This window comes from Citrobacter freundii complex sp. CFNIH9 (assembly GCF_002903305.1).
GTDB lineage: Bacteria > Pseudomonadota > Gammaproteobacteria > Enterobacterales > Enterobacteriaceae > Citrobacter > Citrobacter portucalensis.
In genome coordinates, this window is the sequence record NZ_CP026238.1 from 2381757 (window position 1) to 2405254 (window position 23498).

A 23498-nucleotide genomic window follows, 5' to 3' on the forward strand; every position below is an offset into this window, starting at 1 on the left:
ACTAGATCCTTATGATAAAAAGGCGAGGGCGCGCATACTCGGTAGCCCTGTCCTGTGATCTGTCTGATGATAAACGCTTAACTATTGCGTCTGGCAACAATAAACAACCGCGGAAATGCCAGCAAAATATTGCCGTTTTCCTGCAACGGATATTGATCCTGAAGCAGTTCATGGTAGCGAGCCAGGTAATGACGCTGCTCGCTTTCGCTCAAATCCTGCAACCAGGGGCGTAGTCCCGTTGAGCTTACCCAGTCGATAATCGCCTGATGCGAATCCATAATGTGATAATACGTTGTACGCCAGATATCCACATCACAACCCGCTTCGGTCAAAATATCATAGTAGGCGTGAACGCCAGGAAGCGGAGCACGCCCTCGGTCGGGGTAATCTTGTTCATAAGCCACTTCGCGCATCAGTACATGCGTGGGCTCCAGCCAGTTATCCGGCATTTGCACGGCCAGAACGCCGTTGTGACTCAGTTGTGAGACCAAATGTGGGAATAATTCATAGTGATCGGGCACCCACTGTAACGACGCATTTGCATAAAGCAGATCCACGGGATGCTCGGGCTTAAACTGGCTAATATCCGCTTCGATAAAATGGCAGTCAGGTAATGCGTTGCGCGCTTCATTCAGCATAGCAGGTGAAGAATCGACACCTGTTGTCTTTGCCGTGGGCCAGCGCTGATGCAGCAATGCCGTACTGTTTCCCGGACCACAACCTAGATCAACAACTGAGCGGACATTTTCTAACGCCACACGGCTGAGTAATTCTGCTGCGGGTCTTGAACGTTCAGTTGCATATTGCAGATAAAGCCCAGGGTTCCAGTCGGCCATGTATAAATCTCCAGTATGAGAGGAAAAGTCGGAAAAGGACGGTATAAGACCTTGCCGATGAGCCACTTATTTTAGAAGATTATATGAAAATGAATGATAAGGGCAGGAATATGCTGGAAACATCAAGGTTGATATTACGACAGTGGGAGGCTAAAGACCGAGCCCCTTTTGCTGCACTCAATGCCGATTCTGACGTGATGCGTTATCTCCCCGCGCCGCTACAGAAAGCTGAAAGCGATAAACTGGCCGATAGATTTAGTGAAGGTATTGCAGAACGCGGCTGGGGATTTTGGGCCGTAGAGCTAAAAGAAACACACCAGTTTGTGGGCTGTGTGGGGTTGCATCCACAACCTGATAAATTTCATTTTTCACCCTGTACCGAAATTGGCTGGCGCCTTGCTAAAGCATACTGGCACCAGGGTCTGGCGTTAGAAGCCGCGCAAGCGAGTCTTGCATTTGCTTTTGACGTACTGGCGCTAAATGAAGTCGTTTCATTTACTTCTGTGCTGAATAAACCGTCAGAGAATCTGATGATACGACTTGGTATGAATAAAACAGAAGAGTTTACGCATCCCGCGTTGCCGCCAGATCATCGATTGGCACAACATGTTCTGTATCGTCTTTGCCGATAATTAATCAGTCTATTTTGCTCCTTTTCTCATATCAGAGAAAATAACTAAGCCAATTCCAGCCAAAATAATGACGCTTGCGAGAAGGATTCTGACGGTGAGCGTTTCGCCCAAAAATATGATCCCACCGAGAGTGGCCAGACAAGGTACGCTGAGTTGAATAGTACTGGCCGTTGTGGACCTGAGTAAGGGGAGCAATGAATACCAGAGCAGATATGCACCTCCCGATGTAATTGCACCAGAAAGCACGCCCAGAACTAATCCATATATATCAATATGAAGATGAGAGCGGAAGAACAGAGGGATAATCAATGCGACCGGGATTGCCAGGATGAAATTCCCCCCGGTTGAGGCAGCAGCATCCGTGATTTTTTTCCCTGTGATACTGTAGAAAGCCCAGGCTAACCCAGCAATAACCATCATTATTGCAGCATACAAGGAAGGGCGTTCTGCACCAGGAAGCAGCAATATGGCTATTCCAGCCAATGCCCCGAGTATTCCTGTTATTTTTAAAATTATGAGCTTTTCTCCCTGAGCTATCCCCCATACTGTCATGACGAGCTGAACGGTACCAAAGAGCAGCAGGGCACCAGCACCGGTGCTGAGAGAAACATAGGCAATGGAGAATGAAAAAACATAGATACAAAGGAGCAGGGCATTTAACCACTTGAACTCAAATTTTCTGCTGTCAGATGTTATCGCAATAAATAAGAAAAGGGCAATTGCGCCACTTATCAACCGGAGGCTGCTGAATGAAATAGCATCAGCATGCATCCCCTTCAATGCGAGTCGGCAAAGTACGGAGTTGCCGGCAAATGCGACCATTGCGATGATGATTCTGATGAGCAAGATAACGTCCTTTAGTCGATACGATAATTAGCGCAAGATGCAGGTGTTGTCTTTAAAAACAGGTGTGTTGATTAACATAATTGCCAACATCAACGACTCTATTCGTGTTGGGATCGACATTAAGAACGACAAAACGCATTTGCGGGCAGAACAGCTCTGCACTTTTCTTGCTGCATTCAGTTTGTAGCCATCGATGCTCACCCTGTTCGGTTACAACCGTGTTCACGTTTCCGTATTCGCTGCACACAAAACCTTTTTCAGTTGCTCTTTGCCTTGCTCCCTCCAGGCTCAGACCAATAACATTCAGCTCATCGACCTCTTTGGCATGTGTGCTGTCGGAAACACGGGTTAATGTGCAGCTCGACAGCGTAGAGGTAGAAAGTAGTAATAATATGATACGTAAGAAGATGTTATCGTCTTTTAGGAACATGGACTGATGCCTTAAACAGATCGTTATGGTGATGATTTCACGACGCACTGCGCCGGGTCAAATACGGTCTTCCAGTCCTGTTTCATATCAACCACGGTCCAGCCATGCGATTTCGCCTGCGTTAATCCTTCAACAAGTTTTCCGCTTGCGGGTGGGTGACTATCATAGGCGTATTCACGTGCGGCATCGGTATGATGGACCAGCAGTCCGAAGGTTTTCGCGTCCGGATTGGCGGCCGTGTACTGCAGCATGGCGAGATCGCCATCGCTATTGCCAAATGCGCCCACGGGGCGCTGCCCCATAAACAGGTGGATCGCCACGGGCTTGTTCGCCGCGTCATCATTGAAGGCTCCCGACATCGTCTTGGTGATTGTTGTCCCATCTCCGGATAACGCGAACTCGCCGAGCGCGAACGATCCGATCACCTGTTCTGGCGGAATACCATACATTTTTTGCGAGAGCACGCGCATGAAATCTATCCCGCCGCCGGAAACAATCCAGGTTTTAAAGCCATTCTCTCGTAGATAATCCAGCAACTGACGCATAGGTTGATATCCCATCTGGTCATACTGGCAGCCAAAACGTGGGTCTTTATGCGTTGAAACCCAGTTGGCAACCCGCTGAGTAAAGTCCTCCGTTGTCATGCCACTATGCGTGAGCGATAGCAGGTGCATAAGCCCTTTTTCTCCTGAACCGACGACGCTTTTGAGGTCGTCTTTCAATACGGCCTGCACCAGCGGATCGTTCGACCAATTGGGATTTTCTGGGGCAAGACGTTTAATCTCGTCCAGCGCGAACTGGATCTGAAACGTCATCGGCGCTTCCGGCCACAGTGTCCCGTCATTATCAAATACGACGTAGCGTTTATCAGTGGGAATAAACGTTGGACGATCGGGGTTGGTGGCATTTTGTACCCATTCTTCAATAGCGTGTTTGGCTGCCGTGTCATTCCATGCGGAGAGGGGCTCAGCCGCGGCGGTGCTGCAAAGGCCGCATAAAGCCAGTGTAATTAACGTATGCTTCATTGTGAGTTCCTGTTATCTGGGGTTTGTCCCGGTAACGAAATCGGCTGCCAGAATCGGCACCAGCGGTGAGATAAATAACGCGTGCTACGCAGCAATGTGCGGCGGAAAATAAACATAAGAACGAGTAAAGCGAGGCCGCCCGTCAGCAGCAGCACGGTCGACCAGGTGAAGGTGTCGCGGCTGCCTTTTAACACAGATTCTGCCCCAGCGGTGCGTGAAGCGGCAACGGTATATTTACTGCCGGGCAGTTCAGCGATTTGCCATTGCTGATGGGTTGTATCCCACCAACGTAATTTAATCGGCGGTAGTGTGATTTCTCCTGCATCAACCGGTAAATAGCGGAGTGTTTCCACGCGTTCAGCGCCTGTAATGTCACCGCGCCCCGACGTCAGCATACGGTTTTCTGGTGTCAACCGTTGGGTGTGCGTGCCGTTTATAGCATACAGCAGCTGTGGGATCTGAGCGGGCATCACATCGGTAGCGTTGGCTGTGACGACGCGTTCGATTACGTCACCGGCGCGCAGCGTTTTATCTTCACCACTGCGGTAAATATTGACCTTCTGGCTGAGCGAAAAGCTGGAAGCGGGCAGAAAACGGTCCGGTTGTTGGACTCCTGTCGGCCAGCTAACCGCCGTTTCCAGTGCAGGCAGTTTGACCGTAACGGGTGCTTGCCCGGATGCGGTTAATGTCATTTCGAAAGCCGGTAAATCCAGCTTCCCCTGATCCCATGCAGTGATTTGGCGTTCCATGCGCACGCCGCTCCAGCTTGTACCGCCATCGTGACGGGTCAGCAATTGATTCGGTGATGTGCTGGTTAGAATATCGCCATTTTCTACTGGGAAATCGGGCCACTGCGGCGGCGGGTTAAACCAGGAATCTGTCCAGAACGTTACCGCTACCCGCACCGGCTGGCCAGGGACAACGTGTTCTGGGGCGATCAATTCGCGGGAGACCGTCATTGCCGCCTGGCAGGGAAGTACCGCCAGCAGTAATAACCAGATAAGCTTCATTGGTCTTCTCCTGGCTGGGTTCGGTAGAGGCTTTCTAACAGCCCAGAAGGTGAAACCGCCAGATTTTCATACCACTGATTCACCTGTGGATTCCCTCCGGCAATGGGCTGAATATCCTTTTGTTCTGCCCCCTGGTGGGGCTTCAGGTCGTGCTTAATTTCATCGGGTTTGTAATCTTCTTCTTCTCCCTGAGCCGATTTATTTTCGCGCTCCTTTTGTCGCAGTTGCATGATGATTGCGGCGATTTTTGCGCGGTTACCCTGCGCCAGCTTCCAGTCCGGGCGCAGGCTTAACGCCCGATCGTAGCTGTTCAACGCCTGTTGCCACTGCTTTTGCTGGGCGTAGCTATTGCCTGTCCAGAGCAGTGCTTCTGGGGTTTGTTCCGCCTGTCGGAACGCGGCGGTAGCGGCGGGATAATTTCCCGCCCGATACCATGCGATACCTTGCCGGAGTGGATCGTTAAAATGCTGGGCCGCGCGGGCGTAATCCCCTTTGGAGAACGCACGCTGCCCCTGCACATCGGGGCTTATCCAGGCATCCAGCCAGGCGGCGTGGCCGGAAGGCTGCCAGAGCAGCAGCGGCGCGACCAACACCCAGCAAAAGAGCTGGCGTCGCCAGATTAACAGCAGGGCAAGTATTGGGATCGTTAGCATCCAGCCATCGTTCCGCCAGTGTAAATCGCTGCGGGCATTGTTTTGCGCGATGACACTTTGCTGGATGTGGCTCTGTACCACGGGCAGGTCTTCATCATCGGTGGTTACCAGCGTGACCGGAATTCCGTCGTCGCGCATCTGCTCGAAGCGCGAAACGTTCAACCGTGTATTCGTACTGCTGGCGGCATATTTCTCGGGCAGCGCGCCCCCTTGCGCGGTTCCGGGCACCCAGATTTGTAGCGGCGTATTTTGTTCGCCAAGCCATCTGGCGTCTTCCGCGCTTAAGGTATCGGTCACCAGGATAATGCTGCGCGGCGCGGCGGGCATATTGTGCATTGCCAGCGAGACCGCATGTTGTAATCCAGAACCTTCGCCAGACGGTAATAGTGCTTGGCGTTTGCGCATGCAGGAACAGCGAGTAAAAGGCCGTATCGACGGTAAGTGGGGTGGTGAGCCAGGCCCCGGCGTTATAGACCACCAGGCCAAAGCGTGTTCCCGGCATGCGTTCCATCAGCGACATGATTTTGGTCTGCATCCGCTGATGTCGGCTGGGAGACAGGTCGCTGGCAAGCATCGCGGTATCCTGCTGCAAAATCACCATCACGTTGCTTTCTGGCGTCAGGGCGGCAGGAAGCTGACGCTGCCAGCTTGGACCTGCGAGCGCGATAACACCAAGCATCACCAGCCACGGCAGCGCCCGACTGAGTTTACGTTGTCGCCCGACGATCAGCGCGTTTGCTAGCGGCTTATCCATAATGCGTGACCATGCGCTACGCCCGGCAGAGGGTAACCACCACAGCGCGATGGCAGGAATCAACAGCAGCAAACGCCAGGGGTATAAAAAGTGAAAATCACTCATGCCATTCTCTCCCTGAGCGCGCGATAAATATTAAAAGCCAGTAATAAAACCAGTGCGGCAGCGAGAGGCCAGGCAAACAACGGTATTCGCCATGACCAGCCAATACTCTTCACCTGCACCGGCGTGATGGCGTCAATTTCTTGCCAGACCGCATCCAGCGACGCACCGCTGTTCTGCGCCGTCCATGCGCGCCCGCCGGTGGTATGGGCGATATCCTGCAAAAGACCTAAATCCACCTTGTTATCGCCGCTGCTGTTGACGTCGCCAAAAGCGATGGTGTGGACCTGTACGTGATGGCTGGCCGCCAGCTGTGCGGCAAGGCGAGGTGTCAACTGCGAAGCTGTGTCGTTACCGTCGGTCAGAAGAATGGCCAATTTGCTGGCTTCATTATCGCCGCTGGAATCTAACAGTTTCACCGTCACGCCCAACGCGTCGCCAATCGCCGTCTGTTGCCCCGCCATGCCTGGCGCAAGCTGATTGATACGGGTTTCCAGCGCCTGTTTATCCTCACTGACGGGCGCAAATGGCCAAGCGCTGTTAGCAAAGATCACCAGACCGATACGATCTGATTTGCGGGCGGCCACGAATTTTTTAACCGATTCCTGCACCGCCTGTAGCCGGGTAATGCCCCCCGCAACATCGTTTTTTTCCATTGATCCAGAAACGTCCAGAATCAGCATGATGTTGCGCATTGGTTTTTCAATATGTTGTGGCGGAGTCAGCAATTCCGGGCGGGCAAGCGCGCAGACCAGCAGCGCCCAGACCAGCCAGAACAGCCCGGTCGATAACTTTCCGCTGTGGGCAGGCTGGCTATTGAGCTGGAGTTCATTGATCAGCCCGGGCAAAAAAGGGACCCGAACATACTCTTTAAGTGAGCGCTCTTTGGCCATCACAAAGCGGCCTACCAACGGTAGGATAAGTAGCAGCCAGGCCCATGGCCAGGCGAACGCCAGGCGTGAGAAGTATTCAGACATGGGGTAGTCCTTCAAGCCAGGTGCGAAGCTGCACACGCAGCCGCGCGGTATCGGCATCACTCAACTGGTTGTCTGGTTGACAGTATCGTTCGCAAAGACGTTGGCGCAGCGCATTATCCAGTGGGACGGACGGGAGCCATTGGGCAGGGTCCAGCGCACCGCTAACCTGTTCACGCGGCTGATGCACCAGCAAAATACGTTTGATCAGCAGCAGCCAGCTGTCCACCGTTTGTGGTTGAGTGAGGGCCGTCAGGGCCTGACGACGCCACAGATTACGGCGCCATCTGGCGACGCGAATGATGAGAAAAACAAGTATCACGAGGAGCACGACGCCGCCCAGAGCGAACCATCCCGGCGGCAGGGGAAACCATGACGGTGAATCGGGGAGAACCGGTTCCGCCAGTTCGGGTACCGTAAATCCTTTCTCCAGCATCTAAACCCCTTTTTGTAGCTGTCTGAGCAGATCCCCGGCGACAACAATCTGCTTCACCTGGACGCCAAGCCGCGTGAGGCGCGACGCCTGTGCCGAAAGCCGCGCTGTAATACTCTGTTTGATGCCGTCCTGTAGTTCAGGCGAGAGTGAAAATGCCGCCTCTTGCCCTTCATAACGGGCCGCCAGTCGCCCGTGAGCAGGCAGGCGCAAATGCAGATCGTCGAGCATCACGAACGCGCTCACTTCTCCCCGACGGCGCAGGGCCGCCAGCAGTGCATCGCATTCACTATCCATATCGTGAAAGTCGCTGATTAACGCGACCCAGCAGCCGGTTGGAATCAACGGCAGGCTGTGGCGCAGGATGGCTGCCAGCGTGAGCGGATGGGGAGCTTCATGCGGATAGTTGTCCGCCACGGCGTGGTTGTACTGCACTAAATCGTCGAGAAATGCAGGGAGTGAAGCGTTTGGCGCACGGCATTTGCGCAGGGAAAAGTCCTGGTCACCAAAGACGATACCGCCTAAACGATCGCCGTCGTGCCAGCTGCGCCAGGCCAGCAGCCCGGCGGTTTTAGCCGCAGCGACGGATTTTGTCTGCACGCGCGTCGAAAAAAACATATTCCGCCGCTGGTCGACCAACAAGAACACGGGACGTTCTTTCTCTTCGTTATACAGGCGAATCCACGGCGTACGCATGCGCGCGGTGGCCTGCCAGTCAATCAGCCGGACGTCGTCGCCGGGCTGATAGCGACGTAGGCTGTCAAAGTTCAGCCCGCGACCTTGCTGTCGTGATGTGCGCTCTCCGCCAAGTGCGCCTGGTGGGATCTGCCCTGGCGGATTGGCAATGGCTCGCGCATCGCCAGCGAGCTTCAGCAGCGTATCGCGGTCAACGCGAACGGCACTGTTCATCACGCTACCACGGCATCAAGGAGCATCCGTACGGCATCATCCGGCGTGCAGTTGTCGGCGCTGGCCTGGTAGCTGAGCATCAGGCGGTGGCGCAACACGGCCGGGGCTATCTTTTTAATGTCTTCTGGCAGCACCGCATCCCGACCTTCCAGCCAGGCCTGCGCGCGACCGCAGCGCTCCAGCGCCAGGGTGCCGCGGGGACTAATGCCAAAGGTCAGGTACCCGGCCAGCGTATCGCTCACCGACTGCGGATGGCGGCTTAAGTCCACCAGATTGACGATATAGTTTTCGACAGTAGAGGAAACATGAACGGCGGAAATAGCCTGCCAACATTCGGCAATTTCTTGTTGGCTCAGCATCAGCGCATCGGGTTGTTCAGGTGCGGCCGGTGTGACGTTCGTCAATTGTTGGTACTTTTGCTGCTGTTCTCTGCGCACCAGTTGCATCACTTTCTGTTCATTTTCTTTAGATGGATAATGCACCAGCACCTTCATCAAAAAACGGTCCAGTTGGGCTTCCGGCAGCGGCCAGGTTCCTTCCTGATCCACCGGGTTTTGCGTGGCAAGGACCATAAAAACACCGGGCAGAGGCCAACTGTTGCCCGCCACCGTTACGTGACGTTCTTCCATGGCTTCCAGCAGAGCGGACTGCACGCGCGCCGAGGCGCGGTTAATTTCATCGGCGAGAATGATATTGCCGAACACCGGGCCAGGGCGGAAGCGGAACTGATCCTCTTCGCGGGAAGCGTTTTGCTGATAGATTTCGCTGCCGGTGATGTCTGAAGGCAGAAGGTCCGGCGTGAACTGAATACGGCGGTAATCCCCCTCAACGTGGCGCGCAAGCTCACGCACAGCGCGAGTTTTCGCCAGACCCGGTAGGCCTTCCAGCAGAACGTGTCCATCACAAAGCAGGGCGATGATCAGCATGCGCACCAGCTCTTCCTGACCGAGAACCTGCTCATTCATGCGTTGTTCAAGCTGTAATAATTTTTCTCGATTTATCATCGGCGTAGCCCTGCAAAATCACGTTTAAGTAAGGTTGTGATGCCCACCACAATCGGCTCGGCATAGTTAAAAAAGGCTTTAATGCCCGGGCAAAGGTAGTTCAACCCCAGCTCGCCGTCCGGTGCGCGTACAATGCGGTTTTTCGGGCATTCGCCCCAGCACAGCTTCAGATAAGGGCAGGTTTTGCAGTAGTTGGGTAGCGTGTCGCGCTTGCCCATGCCGAAGGCTTTTTGCCGTTCGGAAAAAGCCAGGTGTGAAAGTTGGGCATGTTCAATATTGCCGATCTGGTACTCGGGATAGACGTAGTGATCGCAGGAAAAAATATCGCCGTTTTTCTCGATCGCCAGCCCTTTACCGCAGAACTCTGAATGGGTACAGATTTGAGCAGGCATTCCCATAGTCTGCGCGACCGCCGTTTCGAACAGATTGACCTGTACGCGGCCCAGATCGTTATTAACCCACTCTTCAAACACGGCGATCAGAAATGTGCCCCAGTCCTCCGGGTCAACTGACCAGTCGGTGACGATCGAATCGAGATCGCCAGGGCGCGCGCGGCGGCTACCGATCAGCGGGATGCTTTCGTCCTGCCAGAACTGTGGTGCGGTTTGCTTGAAATCGACCGGTTCGACGCACGGGTTAAACTGTACGTAGGTTGCGCCCAGTTCACGGGTGACGAAGCGGTATACTTCCAACGGAAAGCGGGCATTGGTGCGGTTTACCGTGACCAGGGCGTTAAATGGGACGCCGTGACGCTTGAGGGCCTCAACGCCCGCCATCACTTTGTCGAATGTCGGTTTGCCGCTACGGGTGACACGGTAGCGGTCATGCAGTTCTCGTGGGCCATCAATTGACAGCCCCACCAGAAATTGATGTTCTTTAAGAAATTCAGCCCATTTGTCGTTCAACAACACGCCATTAGTTTGTAAATCGTTCTCGACGCGTTGGCCGGGCTTCTGGTACAGCTTCTGAAATTTGACTACTTTCTGGAAGAATTCCAACCCCATCAATGTGGGTTCGCCACCTTGCCAGGAAAAGACCACCTGGTCGCCGTCCTGGCCATCAATGTATTGACGAATGAAATTCTCTAGCACCTCATCGCTCATGCCAGTATGTCTGTCCTGATGCAGCAGCTCTTCTTTGTGCAGGTAAAAACAGTAGGAACAGTCAAGGTTACAGGTCGAGCCGGTGGGCTTGGCCATCACATGAAAGCGGCGCTTGTATTCTGGCCCTTTGCCGTCATATTTTTCCGCCGACGGAAGCGCTTTAACCGGTAGTGTGGTGCTGTACTTCATATAGCAGACCCCTAACAAGAAAACGTCACTACTCTTCAAAAAACGGGCAGGCTGTCTGAACAGCCTGCCCGGAGGCTTAGGTTATTTATTGATATTAGAGCCTTGTTCCAGCATCGCCGAAGCGTCGGAAATGGTGAACGAACCCGGTTTCTGACGCGGTGGGAACTCTTTGAAGGTTTCCAGCATCTGTTTCGCGTATTTCTGCGCGCCGCCCATCAGGAACAGACGGTCGTAGAACCAGGAGTTGTAGCCCATACCGTCGCTGCCTTTCTCCAGCGGATCGACTTCAAGGTCAAAGATTAGTGGCGTACGCAGCTTGGTGAACGGGTATTTCCACAGATCAAGACCGGTATGCTCCTGAATCATAAAGTGAACTTTCCAACGCTCGTAGCGCATAGCCAGCAGATCGCCGTCATCGCTCCAGTAGAAGAACTCTTTACGTTGATTCGGGCCCTTGCCCTGGAGGTAGTCGAGCTGGTTGTAGCCATCCAGGTGCACCTTGTAGGTAATGGACGGCGTTTTGTAGCCTTTTAACAGCTCGTTTTTAATGTTCGGATCGCCCGCAGCCGCAACCAGGGTAGGGAACCAGTCGTTACTGCCGAAAATACCGTCAACGATGGTGCCTGGCTTAACGTGGCCCGGCCAACGAATCATCGCAGGTACGCGGAAACCACCTTCCCAACCGGTGTTCTTCTCGCCGCGGAAAGGCGTTTCGCCTGCATCCGGCCAGGTTGCTGTCATCGGGCCGTTATCGGTGGTATAGACGAGGATCGTATTGTCTTCGATGCCGAGATCTTTAATCTTCTGCAGCACTTCACCAATCATCTTGTCATGTTCCACCATGCCGTCGGCGTAGGTTCCAAGGCCCGTAGCACCAATGCTCCCGTCTTTCAGGTGCGTTTTGTTATGCATACGGGTGGTATTGAACCAGGTGAAGAATGGCTTACCGGCTTTAACCTGACGTTCCATGAAGTCGTTGTTGGCCGCGAGCGTTTCTTCGTCCACGGTTTTCATACGCTGGACGGTAAGCGGACCGGTATCTTCAATCTTGCCATCGGCGGTGCTCTTAATGACGCCACGTGGGCCAAACTCTTTGCGGAAGGCCGGATCTTTCGGGTAGTCCGGGTTCTCCGGTTCTTCTTCGGCGTTCAGGTGGTAAAGGTTACCCATGAACTCATCGAATCCGTGCGCGGTTGGCAGGAATTCATCGCGATCACCGAGGTGGTTTTTACCAAACTGGCCAGTAGCGTAGCCCAGTTGCTTCAGGATGTTCGCAATGGTCGGATCTTCTTTTTGCAGACCCTGCGGCGCACCCGGCATCCCCACCTTACTCATCCCGGTACGGAACGGCATTTGACCGGTAATGAATGAAGAACGGCCAGCGGTCGAGCTTTGCTCAGCGTAGTAGGAGGTGAACTTGGCACCTTCGGCAGCGATGCTGTCGATATTTGGGGTTTTATATCCCATGGTGCCCTGATTGTAGGTACTCAGGTTCCAGTAGCCGATGTCATCGCCAAATATAACGACAATATTTGGTTTAGATGAGTCTTGCTTTGGCGCATTTTCCGGTGCGGTAGATGTCGCCGGTGCAGCATGAACAGTGGACACAGCGCCAGCTGCTAACGTTAGCACACTGGCAATCATCGTCCTTCTAAAAGGGACACTTTTATGCATGGTGGGGAACTCCGTTCATTAGGAAAGCCTTTTGAGTATAGACACGAAAAAAATCCTCCAAATTTTTTCTAATGGAGGTTAATTACTTTCACAAGATAACTATTCGAGAATTCCTGCAAAAATATGAATAATGCAGGGCATATCTTTCGCATCGTGATTAATTTAATGCAGCTTAATTAAGGCGGAGGGGTTATTCCATCTGGAAGTTATTTAATAATAAATTATGGAAGAAGTTATCATTATTGGATTTCAACATAATGCTGAATCGATGCAACACACACTGACAGTTAATTTTATGCACCAGGACGCTATGCAAGCCACGCGGATACATAGCTGCCAAATGCTCTATTCAGGTCAAAGAGGCGCTATTTCTTTACGAATGGATACGCTGACTGACCCCGTAGGGAAACGTTATTTACCTTTTTATCAGAGGGGATAATCGATCGTTTATATTTAGTGATGAGGAAAAGAGCCTTTGAAAGGCAATGTCATCTTTCACATGAAATGAAGATCTCTTTATCACTAACATTGCGTAAGTGAAAGGCTGGTCTATGCTAGAAAAAGCAATCAAATTTGCGTTGGCTTTTTGAATAATAACGATAATTCTCGTGTTTTCGGTGGCGAATATGAACAGGATTGTGATCGCTTTTTTAATGTGCTTTCTTTCCTCTTTGGTTGTTAACACATATGCGGCGGAACCTCGTCAGGAGCCCACCGAAAAGGAACGCGCGCGAACGGTTTATATTTTTCATCAACCGATTGTCATGCTCCAGGCGAAATTCGGCCTTACCACGCCAGAAGAGCGGGTGCTGCGCATCCGCAATACGCTACGAAATTTCACTGAAGCCGATGTTCGCGAACCGCTACAGGTTGTATCGGTCACGCGTTATAACCAGCCGGGAAGGCTTATCGTGATGAACGGTAAACCGGTGATGTTGCTGACACAAGGCGATCTCGACGAAGGAGACGATCTTACGCTCGACCAGGCGGCGCAGCGCGTACTGGCGCGCATGGAGGCGCAGCGGTCTGCATTGAGCGATCAGTATAACAGCGGCTGGCTGGCGCTGTCGGCGGTGAAAACGGTGGCTGGTCTGGTGGGACTGGTACTGTTTTGGTTCGGTGCATACCGTTCCTGGCGTTGGGTCAGACGCGTTTATCGTCGTCGCATTTTTGAGAACAAAAGCTGGATCCCCCAGAGTTGGCGGCGTTTTATCGGCGCTATCGAGACGCGCCTGTACGCACTGTTGATGATCCTGCTGGGTATCGTTGCACTTTACGTTTGGCTGAGTTGGGTCTTTAGCCTGTTTCCCTGGACGCGCGTCTGGGGAGAGTCCCTTGGTGACTGGTCTGTACGCGTAGTGCGTGATATTGCATTGTCGATTGTCTCAGCGTTACCTGGCTTGATGATCGTCCTGATCATTTTTCTCATCACTGCGTTCATACTGAAGCTGCTTAAGGTGGTTCTCAACCAGGTGGAGGCAGGGCGTTTGCAGTTGCCTGGAATTCATCCTGAAACCGTGGGCGCAACCCGGAAGTTGATCTCTGTGGTGGTGTGGCTCTTTGCGCTATCTGCAGCCTATCCCTTTTTGCCCGGTGCCAATTCACTGGCGTTTAAAGGTATCAGCGTTTTCTTTGGCCTGATGCTCACGCTGGGGTCGGCCGGGGTGATGAACCACGCAATGAGTGGACTGGTTTTGATCTATTCGCGCGCGCTGCGCAAAGGCGACATGATTCGGGTAGCGGACAACGAGGGATTGGTAAGCGAAATTGGTATGCTCGCGACCAAAATTATCACTCGTGAAAATTACGTGGTCACCGTGCCAAATGCGGTAGTGGTTAGTGGAAAAATTACTAACCTTAGCGCGCAAAGCACTAACGGCGGCGTCAACCTGACGGTCGGCGTTACCATTGGCTACGACACGCCCTGGCGCCAGGTCCACGCAATGCTGGAGTTGGCAGCCAAGCGGGCCAAAGGAATCGATCTTTCACAGCCGCCGTTGGTGCGTCAGCTGAGTCTGATGGACTGGTATATTTCCTATGAATTGCAGGTGCGCCTGCTGCCGGATGTATCTCTGGCAGATGCCCGTAATGAACTGCATAGCAATATTCAGGACGTCTTCAACGAATTTAACGTGCAGATTATGTCTCCGAATTTTGTGCTACAGCCAGAAAACAGCGTGATGGTGGCCAAAGAGAATTGGTATACCGCACCCGCAACACCGCCAGAAGGCGGGAAATAATGCGTTGGCTTTTTCTGCTAATTCCTCTGCTGTGCTGGCGCGCTATGGCGACAGGGCTTATCGATCCTGAAGACGGCATGGTGGACATGAGCCGTTATTTACAAGAAAACCCGTACGGTTTTCTACCGATTCCGCTGGTTATTACCGAACCGGCCGTTGGTTATGGCGGCGGCCTGTTCGGTCTGTTTCTGCATGGCAAGGGACGACAGGTTGATGGGCAGTTTATTCCTCCGGCCATGAGCGCGTTTGGCGGTGGCGGAACGCAAAACGGTACCTGGTTTGTAGGAGGGGGGCATCGCCACACCTGGCAGGATGACCACATTCGCTATCTGGTTGCAGGAGGCTATGCCGATGTCAATCTGGATATATATTCCGGTGACGTATTGGGCTTTGGCAATAACCGGGCCGTGGAAACCGAAACTCGCGGTTATGGCGGTATGCAAAAACTTCTCTTTCGCGCAGGGGATTCTCCCGTTTTTCTGGGAGCATCACAGTTCTGGGCAAAGATGGATATCTCCGCCCGCAATAATCCGCTCGTCAACCAGGTATGGCGGCAGCTATTGGGTGAAAGCAGCATCACCTCTGCATTGGGGCTGGTAGCGGAATACGACACAACTGATAACTTCTTTTGGCCCGGACGCGGGCTTTCTCTTAGCGGCGAGTATCAATTCTACGGTCACTATCTTGGGGGCGACTATCGCTACGACCTGCTGACGCTCGAAGGCAAGTTTTTCCTGCCACTGAACGCCGACTGGACGCTTTCTCTTGCAGGGGACTATCAAACGCTGTCGCAGCAGGATAAACATCTGCCACCAATGGCGCGCCCTTATATCGAACTTCGTGGTATCTCTCGCTATCGCTACCAGGGGGATGACGTGAGTACCGTTCAGACGCAGTTAGCCTGGCAAATGTCGTCGCGTTGGATTGTTTTGGGTTTTGTCGGTGCTGGAAGTGCGGCAGACAGTACATCAGAGCTTTACCGTAGCGCAGAAGTGGCCTGGGGCAGCGGTATTCGATATTTGATTGCGCGCGAATACGGACTGCGTACCGGTGTAGATGTCGCTTTTAGCGATAACGAACAAGCAGTTTATTTTAATGTTGGCTCTGGCCTGTAGGGATGAGCGGAATGAATGAGGACAAATAATGAAATGGTTCCACGCGGTTGTTCCGTTGCTGTGGGTTTCCGGCGTGGCCAGCGCAGCTGAAACTGATGCCAGCACGTTTCCGATTTGGGGCGAGGAGGCCAGGGCGCGGGGATATGCCATTCCGCTACCGTTTGGCATCAACCTGAGCTATATGAACATGCGGCAAAATATTGATGTCGATAGCATCAGTTTTTCCGGACTGGCGCTTGGCAATCACCCGATTCCTGTCGATATGTTCAATATTGATGCCGGCCATACGCGTGAACAGAGCAAAACTGAAAACCTACGTCTGGACATGTGGGTCTTCCCGTTTTTGAACATTTACGGGCTGGTAGGGCACACACGCGGATCGTCGGTCTCGAATGTTTCAGTAGATGCAGACCCTTCGCGCTACACCGGTGTTGACCGCATTATCGCATCATCTGTGCATCAGCTTTATCAGAGCGGTGAGCTACAGGATATTGATTTTGTTCTCGATTTTAAAGGCACAACATGGGGAACCGGTATTACTTTGGCAGGAGGATACGAAAACTGGTTTGCCCTGGTGGATACCAACTATACCCGTACTGATTTTGACATTCTGGATGGCAAAATTTCAGCCCTTACCGTGTCTCCCCGTGTTGGATATCGCTTTAAATTTCAGGGGCCGGTGGGCGAATCGCATCTGAGCGTCTGGGTGGGGAGTATGTACCAGAACGTGCAGCAGGAGTTCAGGGGTAGCCTCTCCGATCTGCATATGCCCGCTGAGCTTCAGCCACTGATCCAGGCCGTAAACCAGGATGGCAACGGGCGATTTGATGTTAAACAGAATCTGACCTCTCCGTGGAACATGCTGCTGGGGACTCAGTTTGAAATGACGCCACAATTTAACGTCCTGACGGAGTTTGGATTTAACGAACGCAATAGCTTCTTTATTGCCGGTGAATATCGCTTCTGATGAACGGTTATCGCGTCATGTTGACATCGCTATTGGCTCTGACGACCTGGTCTGCGGAGGCGTTAACATTGGATCAACCCTCAATTGACGCTTTCCTCGGGAAGCTGGGTGCGGATAACCAGTACGATCCGGCAAAAGGGGTGAACTGGAGCGTGTTGCCGGGGCCATTTTACACTCCAGAGCTGAAGCTGGGTCTTGGCATGGCGGTGGCGGGGATCTACCGGGTGGATGCGGCAGATAAAACAACTCAGAACTCCTCTGTTTCCTTGACGGGTTATGTCAGTGCCAGCGGGGCGTTGGGAATGGGGATCAGCAGTTATACCTTTTTTACCGACGACCGTTGGCGATTGTTTGTGGACGGCTCAGTGAACAAAGTGCCAACGGGTTTTTGGGGCATTGGCTACGACGCAGCCCAGGGTAATGAACAGGATTACACCAACAACTCCGTGAGTTTGCATCCTGTATTGATGCGAGAAATCGCTGAACGCGTTTATCTCGGCGCGGGTTGGGATTTTTCTTCTATGCAGGCGGACGTTGACGATCCGCATCAGGGGGACGTGTTCAGCCTAAATAATGCGCAGACATCGCCGTTATCGTCTGGACCCAGTGTAAGTCTGAGTTACGACACACGTGACGTTGTCACGCGCCCGCAGCATGGACACTATTTTAAGCTGGAGTACACCTGGTTTGATCCGTCTTTTGGTTCAGATACTCATTTTACGGCAGCACAGGTTCAATACGATCGTTACCTTTTACTTGATGACAGGACTGTGCTGGCGTTCGATTTATGGGGACGTTTCACTCGTGGAGACGTGCCGTGGGATCGTTTATCAATGGCCGGAGATGACCGCCGTCTGCGGGGGTATTACCAGGGGCGTTATCGGGATAAGGATGTGGTAAGTGGGCAGGTGGAATATCGAAAAAAACTCAACTGGCGACATGGTTACGTGTTGTGGTTGGGCGCAGGAGCTTTAGGCAGAAACATTGACGATATGGGACATCATCCGATCTTACCTAATGCGGGTGTCGGTTATCGCTTTGAAGTGAAGCCCGCCATGAATATCCGCCTGGATTTAGGTTTTGGGAGAGAGAGTGCAGGATTCTATTTTCAAATTGCGGAGGCATTCTGAATGGCTAAAGGATTTCTGTTTTTACTGCTGATAGCCGGATTTGCCTGCGCGGAAGTTCCTGGCCTCACTCTTAAACAAGCGCATAAGGCATATCCCGTTGTCGGCCATTTAGCACCACCGGAGTCACTACGCCCATGCTGCGCGTTTGGCTATGATCTTCATGTCAGGGCGATAGGTGTGCCGATCCCTGTCTACCAGATTGGCAATGTATTAACGTTAGATTCACTGGGGCGTCATCACTATAACGATAGTGCGTTGGGGGCCGTGAAAAATATCGTTGGACTGAGTGAGGAAAAAAACGGACTGCTTTATACCCACCGTGGGGGTTTTATCGACATAGCGCACGTTCGCGATACGGCGGATAACACCTTTTACCTCTTTTCTCGTATTTATCCAAAACTTGGTCAACAGTGGCGTTTTTTTTACAGCGAAGAATTGGGCGTCAGACGGATACAGCTACACGGTTTCACACCTCCTGCAGCAATGGCGCAGCGTTACACATTGGCCGCCTGGTTGGCGGGGAATCTGGCCTTTGAACTGGCTCAATGGCACGAAATTGCACAGTGGTATGGATTCGAGTCTGTTCCCGGTTTTTCTGAGCAGATTTCTGCATTTTCCCCGGAAGATCTCTATTCAAATCTACTGGGTGCTCGTATCGCCATCAACGTGATTTTACAGGGCAGGGTGGAATCCATTGCGGCCTACAACGCGGCAGTGGATCGCGAACTGCAGCGGGTTTTACTGCAACTTGGCGTCGCAACCCGGACTGAAACTGAGCGTAAGTTTCGCGAATTGGACGGTGACTGGTGGAACAGTAAACGTAGGGTTCCAGATAAATTTCTGGTGTTAAAGCGTAACTATAATCTTGAGCATAACCGGTTACCAACCCCAGTTTCGTACGAGAACGCCACGCCACTGCAACTGACTTTTCCCGCCGTGATCGAAGGATATCGGCTTGCGCGCCTGGGCGAGTTACAAATTTACCCGGGCACTTCCATGCAATCGCTTCCGCGACCGAAAACTTATTACGCACCAGATAGTTTTCAGTCCCTGGCTGACACAGCGAGTGAAGCAGACAAAATCCAGCTCGAACGTATGCACAAGTCGCGCTTTTAATCCGGTGCTTTTGCCTGACAATTTAAATGCTGCGAGCTACGCTTTTACAGACGCTAACTACTTCAATAATGAAGAAATTCTGCAGGTGGCCTATGAAAAAATTGACCTTGATTTATCTTAGTCTTTTTTGCTCGCCGTTAGCACAAGCTAGCGCACTCTATTTTTATGAAATAGGCACCGAAGATACGGCTTTGGCAGGGGCGGGGCAGGCAGCGCGTGCGCAGGATGCCTCCACCATCGTGACTAACCCCGCAGGAATGACGCGACTTCCGGATCATATGTTCACCGGTGGATTACAGGCAATGGATGGTGATGTGTCCTACACCCTTGAAGACGAGACGGGGCGTAAAAGCCCCGGTGACATCATGCGCTTCTTTCCAAATGCCAGCGCATTCTATGCCCAGAAGGTGAATGACGATCTTTATGCTGGTATTGGGCTATACGGAAATTACGGTCTGGGGATCGATTTTGGCAATTGGTCCGGCGACCGGCTGATTAAGAAAAGCACCATGGTTGCGATGACGCTCAGTCCATCGCTGGCTTATAAGCTTAGTGACAGGGTTTCCGTTGGGGGCTCTGTTAACGTCAATTACGGTTTTCTGTCACTCACTCGAAATGTTGATGGCAACGATGAAAAAGAAAAGGATCATGACTGGGCGATGAGCTATCGTCTGGGATTATTGATGGAACTGACCGATCAAACCCGGGCCGGTATCGCCTGGACCAGCAAAACTGAGTACGATTTTGATATTGACGGCAAAGCGCGTTTCCCGAACTTACCGAACGTGGAATACGATTTGCCTATTTCTGCGCATGTCAAGGCTCAATTGAAATGTCCGTTATCCAGCTCAATTAAAATGACCACTTTGATCTCTCATTCTCTTTACTGATAGACTTTCCTCCGACTGAAACAACAGGATGATTGAGCCCATGCTTCGATACGAGTTAACGCCGAACAATGCAGGTTTTATACTGTGGGGAGATTCAGAAGCCCTGAATGAATTACATGAACTCATTCATTACATCGTGGATGAAAGCCCACTGATTAAAGTTAAAGACGGATTTATGTTATCCCTTGCCTATGATATTCGTAAAGCACGGGAAGGTAATCGTCGTGTTGAGCAACATCAGTATGATCAACATGATACATATAAGCTTTATGGTGTTGAGCTTTTATGGCCTCTGGTCCTGGTACAGTCCTCAATACTCAGAAACTCAATGGGTTATATTCAGACAGACAAAAACCAGCTGTCTGTCATGTATGCCTTTGAATACCTGATAGAATCAGCATTAACAGAGTCTGAGAGAACAACGTCGAATGATATTATGCTAACAGTAAAATATGCATCAGACTCTGATTTTAATTTCATTGAGGATAATATTGACAGCAGGTGCTGCTATTTTATCAGCCTATCTCCGGAGCAAAGAAAAAAGCAGTTAATCAGTATTGTTCGTTCTTTTCATTCATTATGGGGTAAGTATGCCCGTGAAAAGCAGGACATAAAGATGCTGAACGAAATGAATAATACATCATGGGTCTGGCCGGACAATATCAACTGGTGAGCAACCACTGTCCGGCCAGTGAGTACCATCAGCGGGCTCTTTTACCAAAAATGTCCTCTGAACGTGACTGAAGCTGTTTGAGTGCTTCGAGCATGTCATCATTATCCAGTGAGCGCTGGGATTTCTTCCCTTCCTGCTTTGGCCGTCGTCGGGAAGGGCCATCTCCAGCGGGAATTGACTGAGAGCGCGTGTTATCCCGCTTGCTCTGCACCAGACTGATAAACTCCAGGGTTCGGCCAAGACGCTTGTTATCGACAATCGCGCCCTGGTCGATTTCTGACAGTCGGTCGTAGGTAGAGTAGGGAAGTAGCGTACCGTTCAGGCGCAGCTCTTTTCTGCCATCAGGATAGTGATACACATCGATATATTTACCTATTGCACGGCGACTCAGTTCGCTGTCTTCAATCAGGTACAACATTTTATCATATTGTATCGTCAACGATTTTGAGACTTTACGTTTTTCACGAACAGTGAAAATAAGCCCCAGGTCCTCATCATGTTCTACAGCACGGTGTACGTCAAAATCATGTCGCGGTACTTTGCCAAAACGGCGGTTATAGTCAGCCATATAGGCCTCAGCGAAGTCATTTGCAGCCTCCATTGAACAAATGCCCTGTAACCGCAGCTCTTTGACCAGACGATCCTGTAAAGTGAGGTGAGCTCGTTCTACACGCCCTTTGGCGGGACTGGTTTCTGCACAGATAGTCTGGATGTTCAGTTCATGCATGGCTCGCCCAAACTGAGTATGCCCGTCTCCGCCTGTGGCGTGTTTATTGTTAACACGAAAAACACCGGCTTTATCGCTGTACAGTGCCAGCGGTTTACCATGCTTATCGATATAGCGCCGCGTGGCTTCGAAGTAAGAAAACGTGGACTCCGATTTAACAAACAACAGTTCCATCAGTTTGCTGGTTGCATCATCAACATAGACCAGCGCGGTGCAGGCCGGGCCACGGCCTTCAAACCAGTCGTGATCACAGCCATCTATTTGTATCAGCTCACCAGTACACGGACGCCGGTACCGTGGTTGAGGGATCCTTGCGGCACGTTGTTTACGGGGAACCCATAAGCCAGCCCGCACCATGATGCGCCGGACAGTTTCTTTGCCAAGAAACAGTCCGTGGAGTTCTTCGAGCTTTTCACGCGCCAGAGTCGGACCGAAATCAGCATAACGCGTCTTGATCAGTTCCAGAGCCTGATCTGCGAGCCCGGGTGGCAACTGGCGGTTACCACGCATGCCACATCGTCTGCTGGCCATACCAAGCGGTCCGCCTTCACGGTAACGGGCAAGAAGTCTGCGGCATTGCCTGTCGCTGATACCGAGGTGCTCGGCCGCACGGCGCGTTGTGATGCGACGTTCAATGACGTCCTGTATAATCTTGATCCGGTTGATCTCTTTCAAAGTAAACACTCCTGAGCTTTCTGCGCTCATGATATGCCTCCCGGTAGTTTAAACGGACCAGTGAAGCTTACCATAGCGCGGACATCTGAATTGAGCCACAGGCGGACATTACTATTGAGCCATTACAACGTTAGTGCGCATAATGTATATTATGTTAAATGGCGTGGCGTAACGCGTAAGTCGCTTGTAATCTACGTTAAAACAGAGAAAGCCTTCTCTCCCATGCCTTTCATCGTATATGTAGTTCACTTCTAATGCAACTACAAACAAGCGACCAACATCACAGCCCCGCCCTTTTCATTTCATCACCCCTTTTATCAATCACATACGGGCATTAATTGATCCGTTTCGATCACTCAACAGATCGCGTTACTGCTTCATAGGTGCGCTCGCAGACGCTCCCGGCGCTTGCGGCTGCATCAGCATACTTAGCGATTTCTCCCGCGCGGCGGTCAGATTCTTCGTACAGGTCGGCAAGCAAACTTGCGGTTTCGGCGGCTGTCTGCCTTCTGGCGGCATCTGCGGAAATGCGGCTTGTTTCACTGGCTGCGAGTTCACGCCTGATATTGGCAATTGCTCCGCGCAACCTGTCAGCAGCATCGTTAGCAGTAACGGCATCAGCCAGGGCTTTTTGTTTTTCCTTTTCAGCGTTATTGACGATTTCCTGTGTTTCTTTGTGACGGCGCAATTCTTCATTACGTTGTTCCTTTTCCTGTTTCAGTTGCGCGGCTCTGTCAGCTTCATCGCGTTTTGACCATTCAAATTGCCAGTCTTTACGCTCCGCTTGTTTTCCAGCCTCATAAGCCTGCTGGTGAATTACATAACCTGTCCCGCATAAAACTGACGCAACCAAAAAACCAGTTAAAAGCGTGTATCTGGTTTTCATTTGTCCAAACCCCAGCACGTTAATTCAGATTCCTGGTCTCGTCGGATAACCTGACCGTAACAATTATTCTCACGGATGCGGCAATCACGCCCGGCGTCATGCACCCAGCGTTTTATTTCTGCGCATGCCCCGAATCTGTCTCCGGCATTTAGCTTTTTGTAAAACGTTGATGAGAAACATTTACCGGGACCAATATTCCACGGACAAAATGATGCAATGCCAACTTTCTGAGGTTCACTTAGTGGCACATGGACATTTTTATCTACCCATGCCAGCGCTTTAGCCTGTTCAGCTTTGTCTATCTTGTCGCATTGCTCACGCGTTAATTTCATGCCTTTGATTACCGGCTTTCCATTAACGTAAGTCACACCGCCGCAAATAGTCCAGATTCCACGGCTTTTGTCCTGATATGCTGTCAGACTTGTACCTTCTTTTTCATGCTGAAATTGTGCCATCATCACAGGAGCGCTTGCCCCGGCTGCAATAAGTGCCAGCATTACCGCGC

Annotated in this window: 21 protein-coding genes and 2 pseudogenes; 8 read left to right on the forward strand and 15 right to left on the reverse strand. The window is 51.8% G+C overall.

Translation table 11 applies throughout. From position 1 onward, the window contains the following. Positions 1 to 77 precede the first annotated feature (77 nt). The gene (gene tam, locus C2U43_RS12065; RefSeq protein ID WP_103285196.1) at positions 78 to 836 is read right to left on the reverse strand and encodes a trans-aconitate 2-methyltransferase; all 759 of its coding nucleotides are present in this window, start codon (positions 834 to 836) and stop codon (positions 78 to 80) included. A 110-nt stretch (positions 837 to 946) separates the two neighbouring features. Between tam and C2U43_RS12070 the strand changes: the two genes are divergently transcribed. Beyond that, on the forward strand, positions 947 to 1468 hold the full coding sequence (locus C2U43_RS12070; RefSeq protein WP_103285197.1) for a GNAT family N-acetyltransferase: 522 nt from the start codon (positions 947 to 949) through the stop codon (positions 1466 to 1468). Between the two features lie 9 nt (positions 1469 to 1477). On the opposite strand, the gene C2U43_RS12075 is transcribed toward C2U43_RS12070, so the two are convergent. The 11 genes and pseudogenes from C2U43_RS12075 to C2U43_RS12125 form a co-directional block, all read right to left on the reverse strand. Beyond that, complete coding sequence (locus C2U43_RS12075; RefSeq protein ID WP_103285198.1) at positions 1478 to 2314, reverse strand: DMT family transporter; 837 nt, start codon at positions 2312 to 2314, stop codon at positions 1478 to 1480. Between the two features lie 52 nt (positions 2315 to 2366). After that, complete coding sequence (locus tag C2U43_RS12080) at positions 2367 to 2744, reverse strand: hypothetical protein (RefSeq protein WP_048235393.1); 378 nt, start codon at positions 2742 to 2744, stop codon at positions 2367 to 2369. A 23-nt stretch (positions 2745 to 2767) separates the two neighbouring features. Continuing rightward, complete coding sequence (locus C2U43_RS12085) at positions 2768 to 3769, reverse strand: HAD family hydrolase (RefSeq protein WP_103285199.1); 1002 nt, start codon at positions 3767 to 3769, stop codon at positions 2768 to 2770. Next, complete coding sequence (locus tag C2U43_RS12090; protein ID WP_103285200.1) at positions 3766 to 4779, reverse strand: BatD family protein; 1014 nt, start codon at positions 4777 to 4779, stop codon at positions 3766 to 3768. The genes C2U43_RS12085 and C2U43_RS12090 overlap by 4 nt, the downstream gene beginning before the upstream one ends. Further along, positions 4776 to 6291 (reverse strand): annotated as a pseudogene (locus tag C2U43_RS12095) (vWA domain-containing protein). Before C2U43_RS12095 ends, C2U43_RS12090 begins: the two are co-directional and overlap by 4 nt. Then, positions 6288 to 7265 (reverse strand): VWA domain-containing protein, encoded by a 978-nt coding sequence (locus C2U43_RS12100; RefSeq protein WP_103285201.1) that lies wholly within the window; start codon positions 7263 to 7265, stop codon positions 6288 to 6290. Before C2U43_RS12100 ends, C2U43_RS12095 begins: the two are co-directional and overlap by 4 nt. Then, on the reverse strand, positions 7258 to 7698 hold the full coding sequence (locus tag C2U43_RS12105) for a DUF4381 domain-containing protein (RefSeq protein ID WP_103285202.1): 441 nt from the start codon (positions 7696 to 7698) through the stop codon (positions 7258 to 7260). Before C2U43_RS12105 ends, C2U43_RS12100 begins: the two co-directional genes overlap by 8 nt. Further along, positions 7699 to 8604, reverse strand: coding sequence for a DUF58 domain-containing protein (locus tag C2U43_RS12110; protein ID WP_103285203.1), 906 nt, complete (start codon positions 8602 to 8604; stop codon positions 7699 to 7701). Then, positions 8604 to 9608: an AAA family ATPase gene (locus C2U43_RS12115; RefSeq protein WP_079934029.1), complete on the reverse strand. Its 1005-nt coding sequence runs from the start codon at positions 9606 to 9608 to the stop codon at positions 8604 to 8606. The genes C2U43_RS12110 and C2U43_RS12115 overlap by 1 nt, the downstream gene beginning before the upstream one ends. After that, complete coding sequence (locus C2U43_RS12120) at positions 9605 to 10900, reverse strand: anaerobic sulfatase maturase (RefSeq protein WP_103285204.1); 1296 nt, start codon at positions 10898 to 10900, stop codon at positions 9605 to 9607. Before C2U43_RS12120 ends, C2U43_RS12115 begins: the two co-directional genes overlap by 4 nt. Before the next feature lie 81 nt (positions 10901 to 10981). Continuing rightward, entirely contained in the window at positions 10982 to 12574 is a 1593-nt protein-coding gene (locus tag C2U43_RS12125; RefSeq protein ID WP_103285205.1) for an arylsulfatase, read from the reverse strand. A gap of 626 nt (positions 12575 to 13200) precedes the next feature. Between C2U43_RS12125 and C2U43_RS12130 the strand changes: the two genes are divergently transcribed. The 7 genes and pseudogenes from C2U43_RS12130 (at position 13201) to C2U43_RS12160 (ending at position 20705) form a co-directional block, all read left to right on the forward strand. Continuing rightward, positions 13201 to 14814 carry a mechanosensitive ion channel family protein gene (locus C2U43_RS12130; RefSeq protein ID WP_032943434.1) on the forward strand — a complete coding sequence of 538 codons (1614 nt, stop codon included), beginning with the start codon at positions 13201 to 13203 and terminating at the stop codon, positions 14812 to 14814. Further along, the gene (locus C2U43_RS12135) at positions 14814 to 15929 is read left to right on the forward strand and encodes a BamA/TamA family outer membrane protein (protein ID WP_071446452.1); all 1116 of its coding nucleotides are present in this window, start codon (positions 14814 to 14816) and stop codon (positions 15927 to 15929) included. Before C2U43_RS12130 ends, C2U43_RS12135 begins: the two co-directional genes overlap by 1 nt. Before the next feature lie 28 nt (positions 15930 to 15957). Next, entirely contained in the window at positions 15958 to 16896 is a 939-nt protein-coding gene (locus tag C2U43_RS12140; protein ID WP_008784763.1) for a hypothetical protein, read from the forward strand. Further along, positions 16896 to 18026: a BamA/TamA family outer membrane protein gene (locus C2U43_RS12145; protein WP_048235381.1), complete on the forward strand. Its 1131-nt coding sequence runs from the start codon at positions 16896 to 16898 to the stop codon at positions 18024 to 18026. The genes C2U43_RS12140 and C2U43_RS12145 overlap by 1 nt, the downstream gene beginning before the upstream one ends. Further along, complete coding sequence (locus tag C2U43_RS12150) at positions 18027 to 19142, forward strand: DUF4056 domain-containing protein (protein ID WP_048235380.1); 1116 nt, start codon at positions 18027 to 18029, stop codon at positions 19140 to 19142. Positions 19143 to 19234: 92 nt separating this feature from the next. Beyond that, positions 19235 to 19987 (forward strand): annotated as a pseudogene (locus C2U43_RS12155) (OmpP1/FadL family transporter); the annotation flags it as partial. Positions 19988 to 20072: 85 nt separating this feature from the next. Continuing rightward, on the forward strand, positions 20073 to 20705 hold the full coding sequence (locus tag C2U43_RS12160) for a DUF6904 family protein (RefSeq protein WP_001567369.1): 633 nt from the start codon (positions 20073 to 20075) through the stop codon (positions 20703 to 20705). Positions 20706 to 20733: 28 nt separating this feature from the next. Here the strand turns inward: C2U43_RS12160 and C2U43_RS12165 are convergent, their stop codons facing one another. From C2U43_RS12165 to C2U43_RS12175, 3 genes are all read right to left on the reverse strand, one after another. Beyond that, on the reverse strand, positions 20734 to 22137 hold the full coding sequence (locus C2U43_RS12165) for an ISNCY-like element ISKpn21 family transposase (protein WP_001567368.1): 1404 nt from the start codon (positions 22135 to 22137) through the stop codon (positions 20734 to 20736). Positions 22138 to 22459: 322 nt separating this feature from the next. Then, positions 22460 to 22993, reverse strand: coding sequence for a DUF2514 family protein (locus C2U43_RS12170; RefSeq protein ID WP_071446449.1), 534 nt, complete (start codon positions 22991 to 22993; stop codon positions 22460 to 22462). After that, positions 22990 to 23490: a lysozyme gene (locus tag C2U43_RS12175; protein WP_171845824.1), complete on the reverse strand. Its 501-nt coding sequence runs from the start codon at positions 23488 to 23490 to the stop codon at positions 22990 to 22992. The genes C2U43_RS12170 and C2U43_RS12175 overlap by 4 nt, the downstream gene beginning before the upstream one ends. Positions 23491 to 23498: the final 8 nt, after the last annotated feature.

Excerpts from the sequence above, each read along its gene's own strand:
- tam (WP_103285196.1), bottom strand. The coding sequence starts at position 836 with ATGGCCGACTGGAACCCTGGGCTTTATCTGCAATATGCAACTGAACGT.
- C2U43_RS12070 (WP_103285197.1), top strand. The coding sequence starts at position 947 with ATGCTGGAAACATCAAGGTTGATATTACGACAGTGGGAGGCTAAAGAC.
- C2U43_RS12080 (WP_048235393.1), bottom strand. The coding sequence starts at position 2,744 with ATGTTCCTAAAAGACGATAACATCTTCTTACGTATCATATTATTACTA.
- C2U43_RS12085 (WP_103285199.1), bottom strand. The coding sequence starts at position 3,769 with ATGAAGCATACGTTAATTACACTGGCTTTATGCGGCCTTTGCAGCACC.
- C2U43_RS12090 (WP_103285200.1), bottom strand. The coding sequence starts at position 4,779 with ATGAAGCTTATCTGGTTATTACTGCTGGCGGTACTTCCCTGCCAGGCG.
- C2U43_RS12100 (WP_103285201.1), bottom strand. The coding sequence starts at position 7,265 with ATGTCTGAATACTTCTCACGCCTGGCGTTCGCCTGGCCATGGGCCTGG.
- C2U43_RS12105 (WP_103285202.1), bottom strand. The coding sequence starts at position 7,698 with ATGCTGGAGAAAGGATTTACGGTACCCGAACTGGCGGAACCGGTTCTC.
- C2U43_RS12110 (WP_103285203.1), bottom strand. The coding sequence starts at position 8,604 with ATGAACAGTGCCGTTCGCGTTGACCGCGATACGCTGCTGAAGCTCGCT.
- C2U43_RS12115 (WP_079934029.1), bottom strand. The coding sequence starts at position 9,608 with ATGATAAATCGAGAAAAATTATTACAGCTTGAACAACGCATGAATGAG.
- C2U43_RS12120 (WP_103285204.1), bottom strand. The coding sequence starts at position 10,900 with ATGAAGTACAGCACCACACTACCGGTTAAAGCGCTTCCGTCGGCGGAA.
- C2U43_RS12125 (WP_103285205.1), bottom strand. The coding sequence starts at position 12,574 with ATGCATAAAAGTGTCCCTTTTAGAAGGACGATGATTGCCAGTGTGCTA.
- C2U43_RS12130 (WP_032943434.1), top strand. The coding sequence starts at position 13,201 with ATGAACAGGATTGTGATCGCTTTTTTAATGTGCTTTCTTTCCTCTTTG.
- C2U43_RS12135 (WP_071446452.1), top strand. The coding sequence starts at position 14,814 with ATGCGTTGGCTTTTTCTGCTAATTCCTCTGCTGTGCTGGCGCGCTATG.
- C2U43_RS12140 (WP_008784763.1), top strand. The coding sequence starts at position 15,958 with ATGAAATGGTTCCACGCGGTTGTTCCGTTGCTGTGGGTTTCCGGCGTG.
- C2U43_RS12145 (WP_048235381.1), top strand. The coding sequence starts at position 16,896 with ATGAACGGTTATCGCGTCATGTTGACATCGCTATTGGCTCTGACGACC.
- C2U43_RS12150 (WP_048235380.1), top strand. The coding sequence starts at position 18,027 with ATGGCTAAAGGATTTCTGTTTTTACTGCTGATAGCCGGATTTGCCTGC.
- C2U43_RS12160 (WP_001567369.1), top strand. The coding sequence starts at position 20,073 with ATGCTTCGATACGAGTTAACGCCGAACAATGCAGGTTTTATACTGTGG.
- C2U43_RS12165 (WP_001567368.1), bottom strand. The coding sequence starts at position 22,137 with ATGAGCGCAGAAAGCTCAGGAGTGTTTACTTTGAAAGAGATCAACCGG.
- C2U43_RS12170 (WP_071446449.1), bottom strand. The coding sequence starts at position 22,993 with ATGAAAACCAGATACACGCTTTTAACTGGTTTTTTGGTTGCGTCAGTT.
- C2U43_RS12175 (WP_171845824.1), bottom strand. The coding sequence starts at position 23,490 with ATGCTGGCACTTATTGCAGCCGGGGCAAGCGCTCCTGTGATGATGGCA.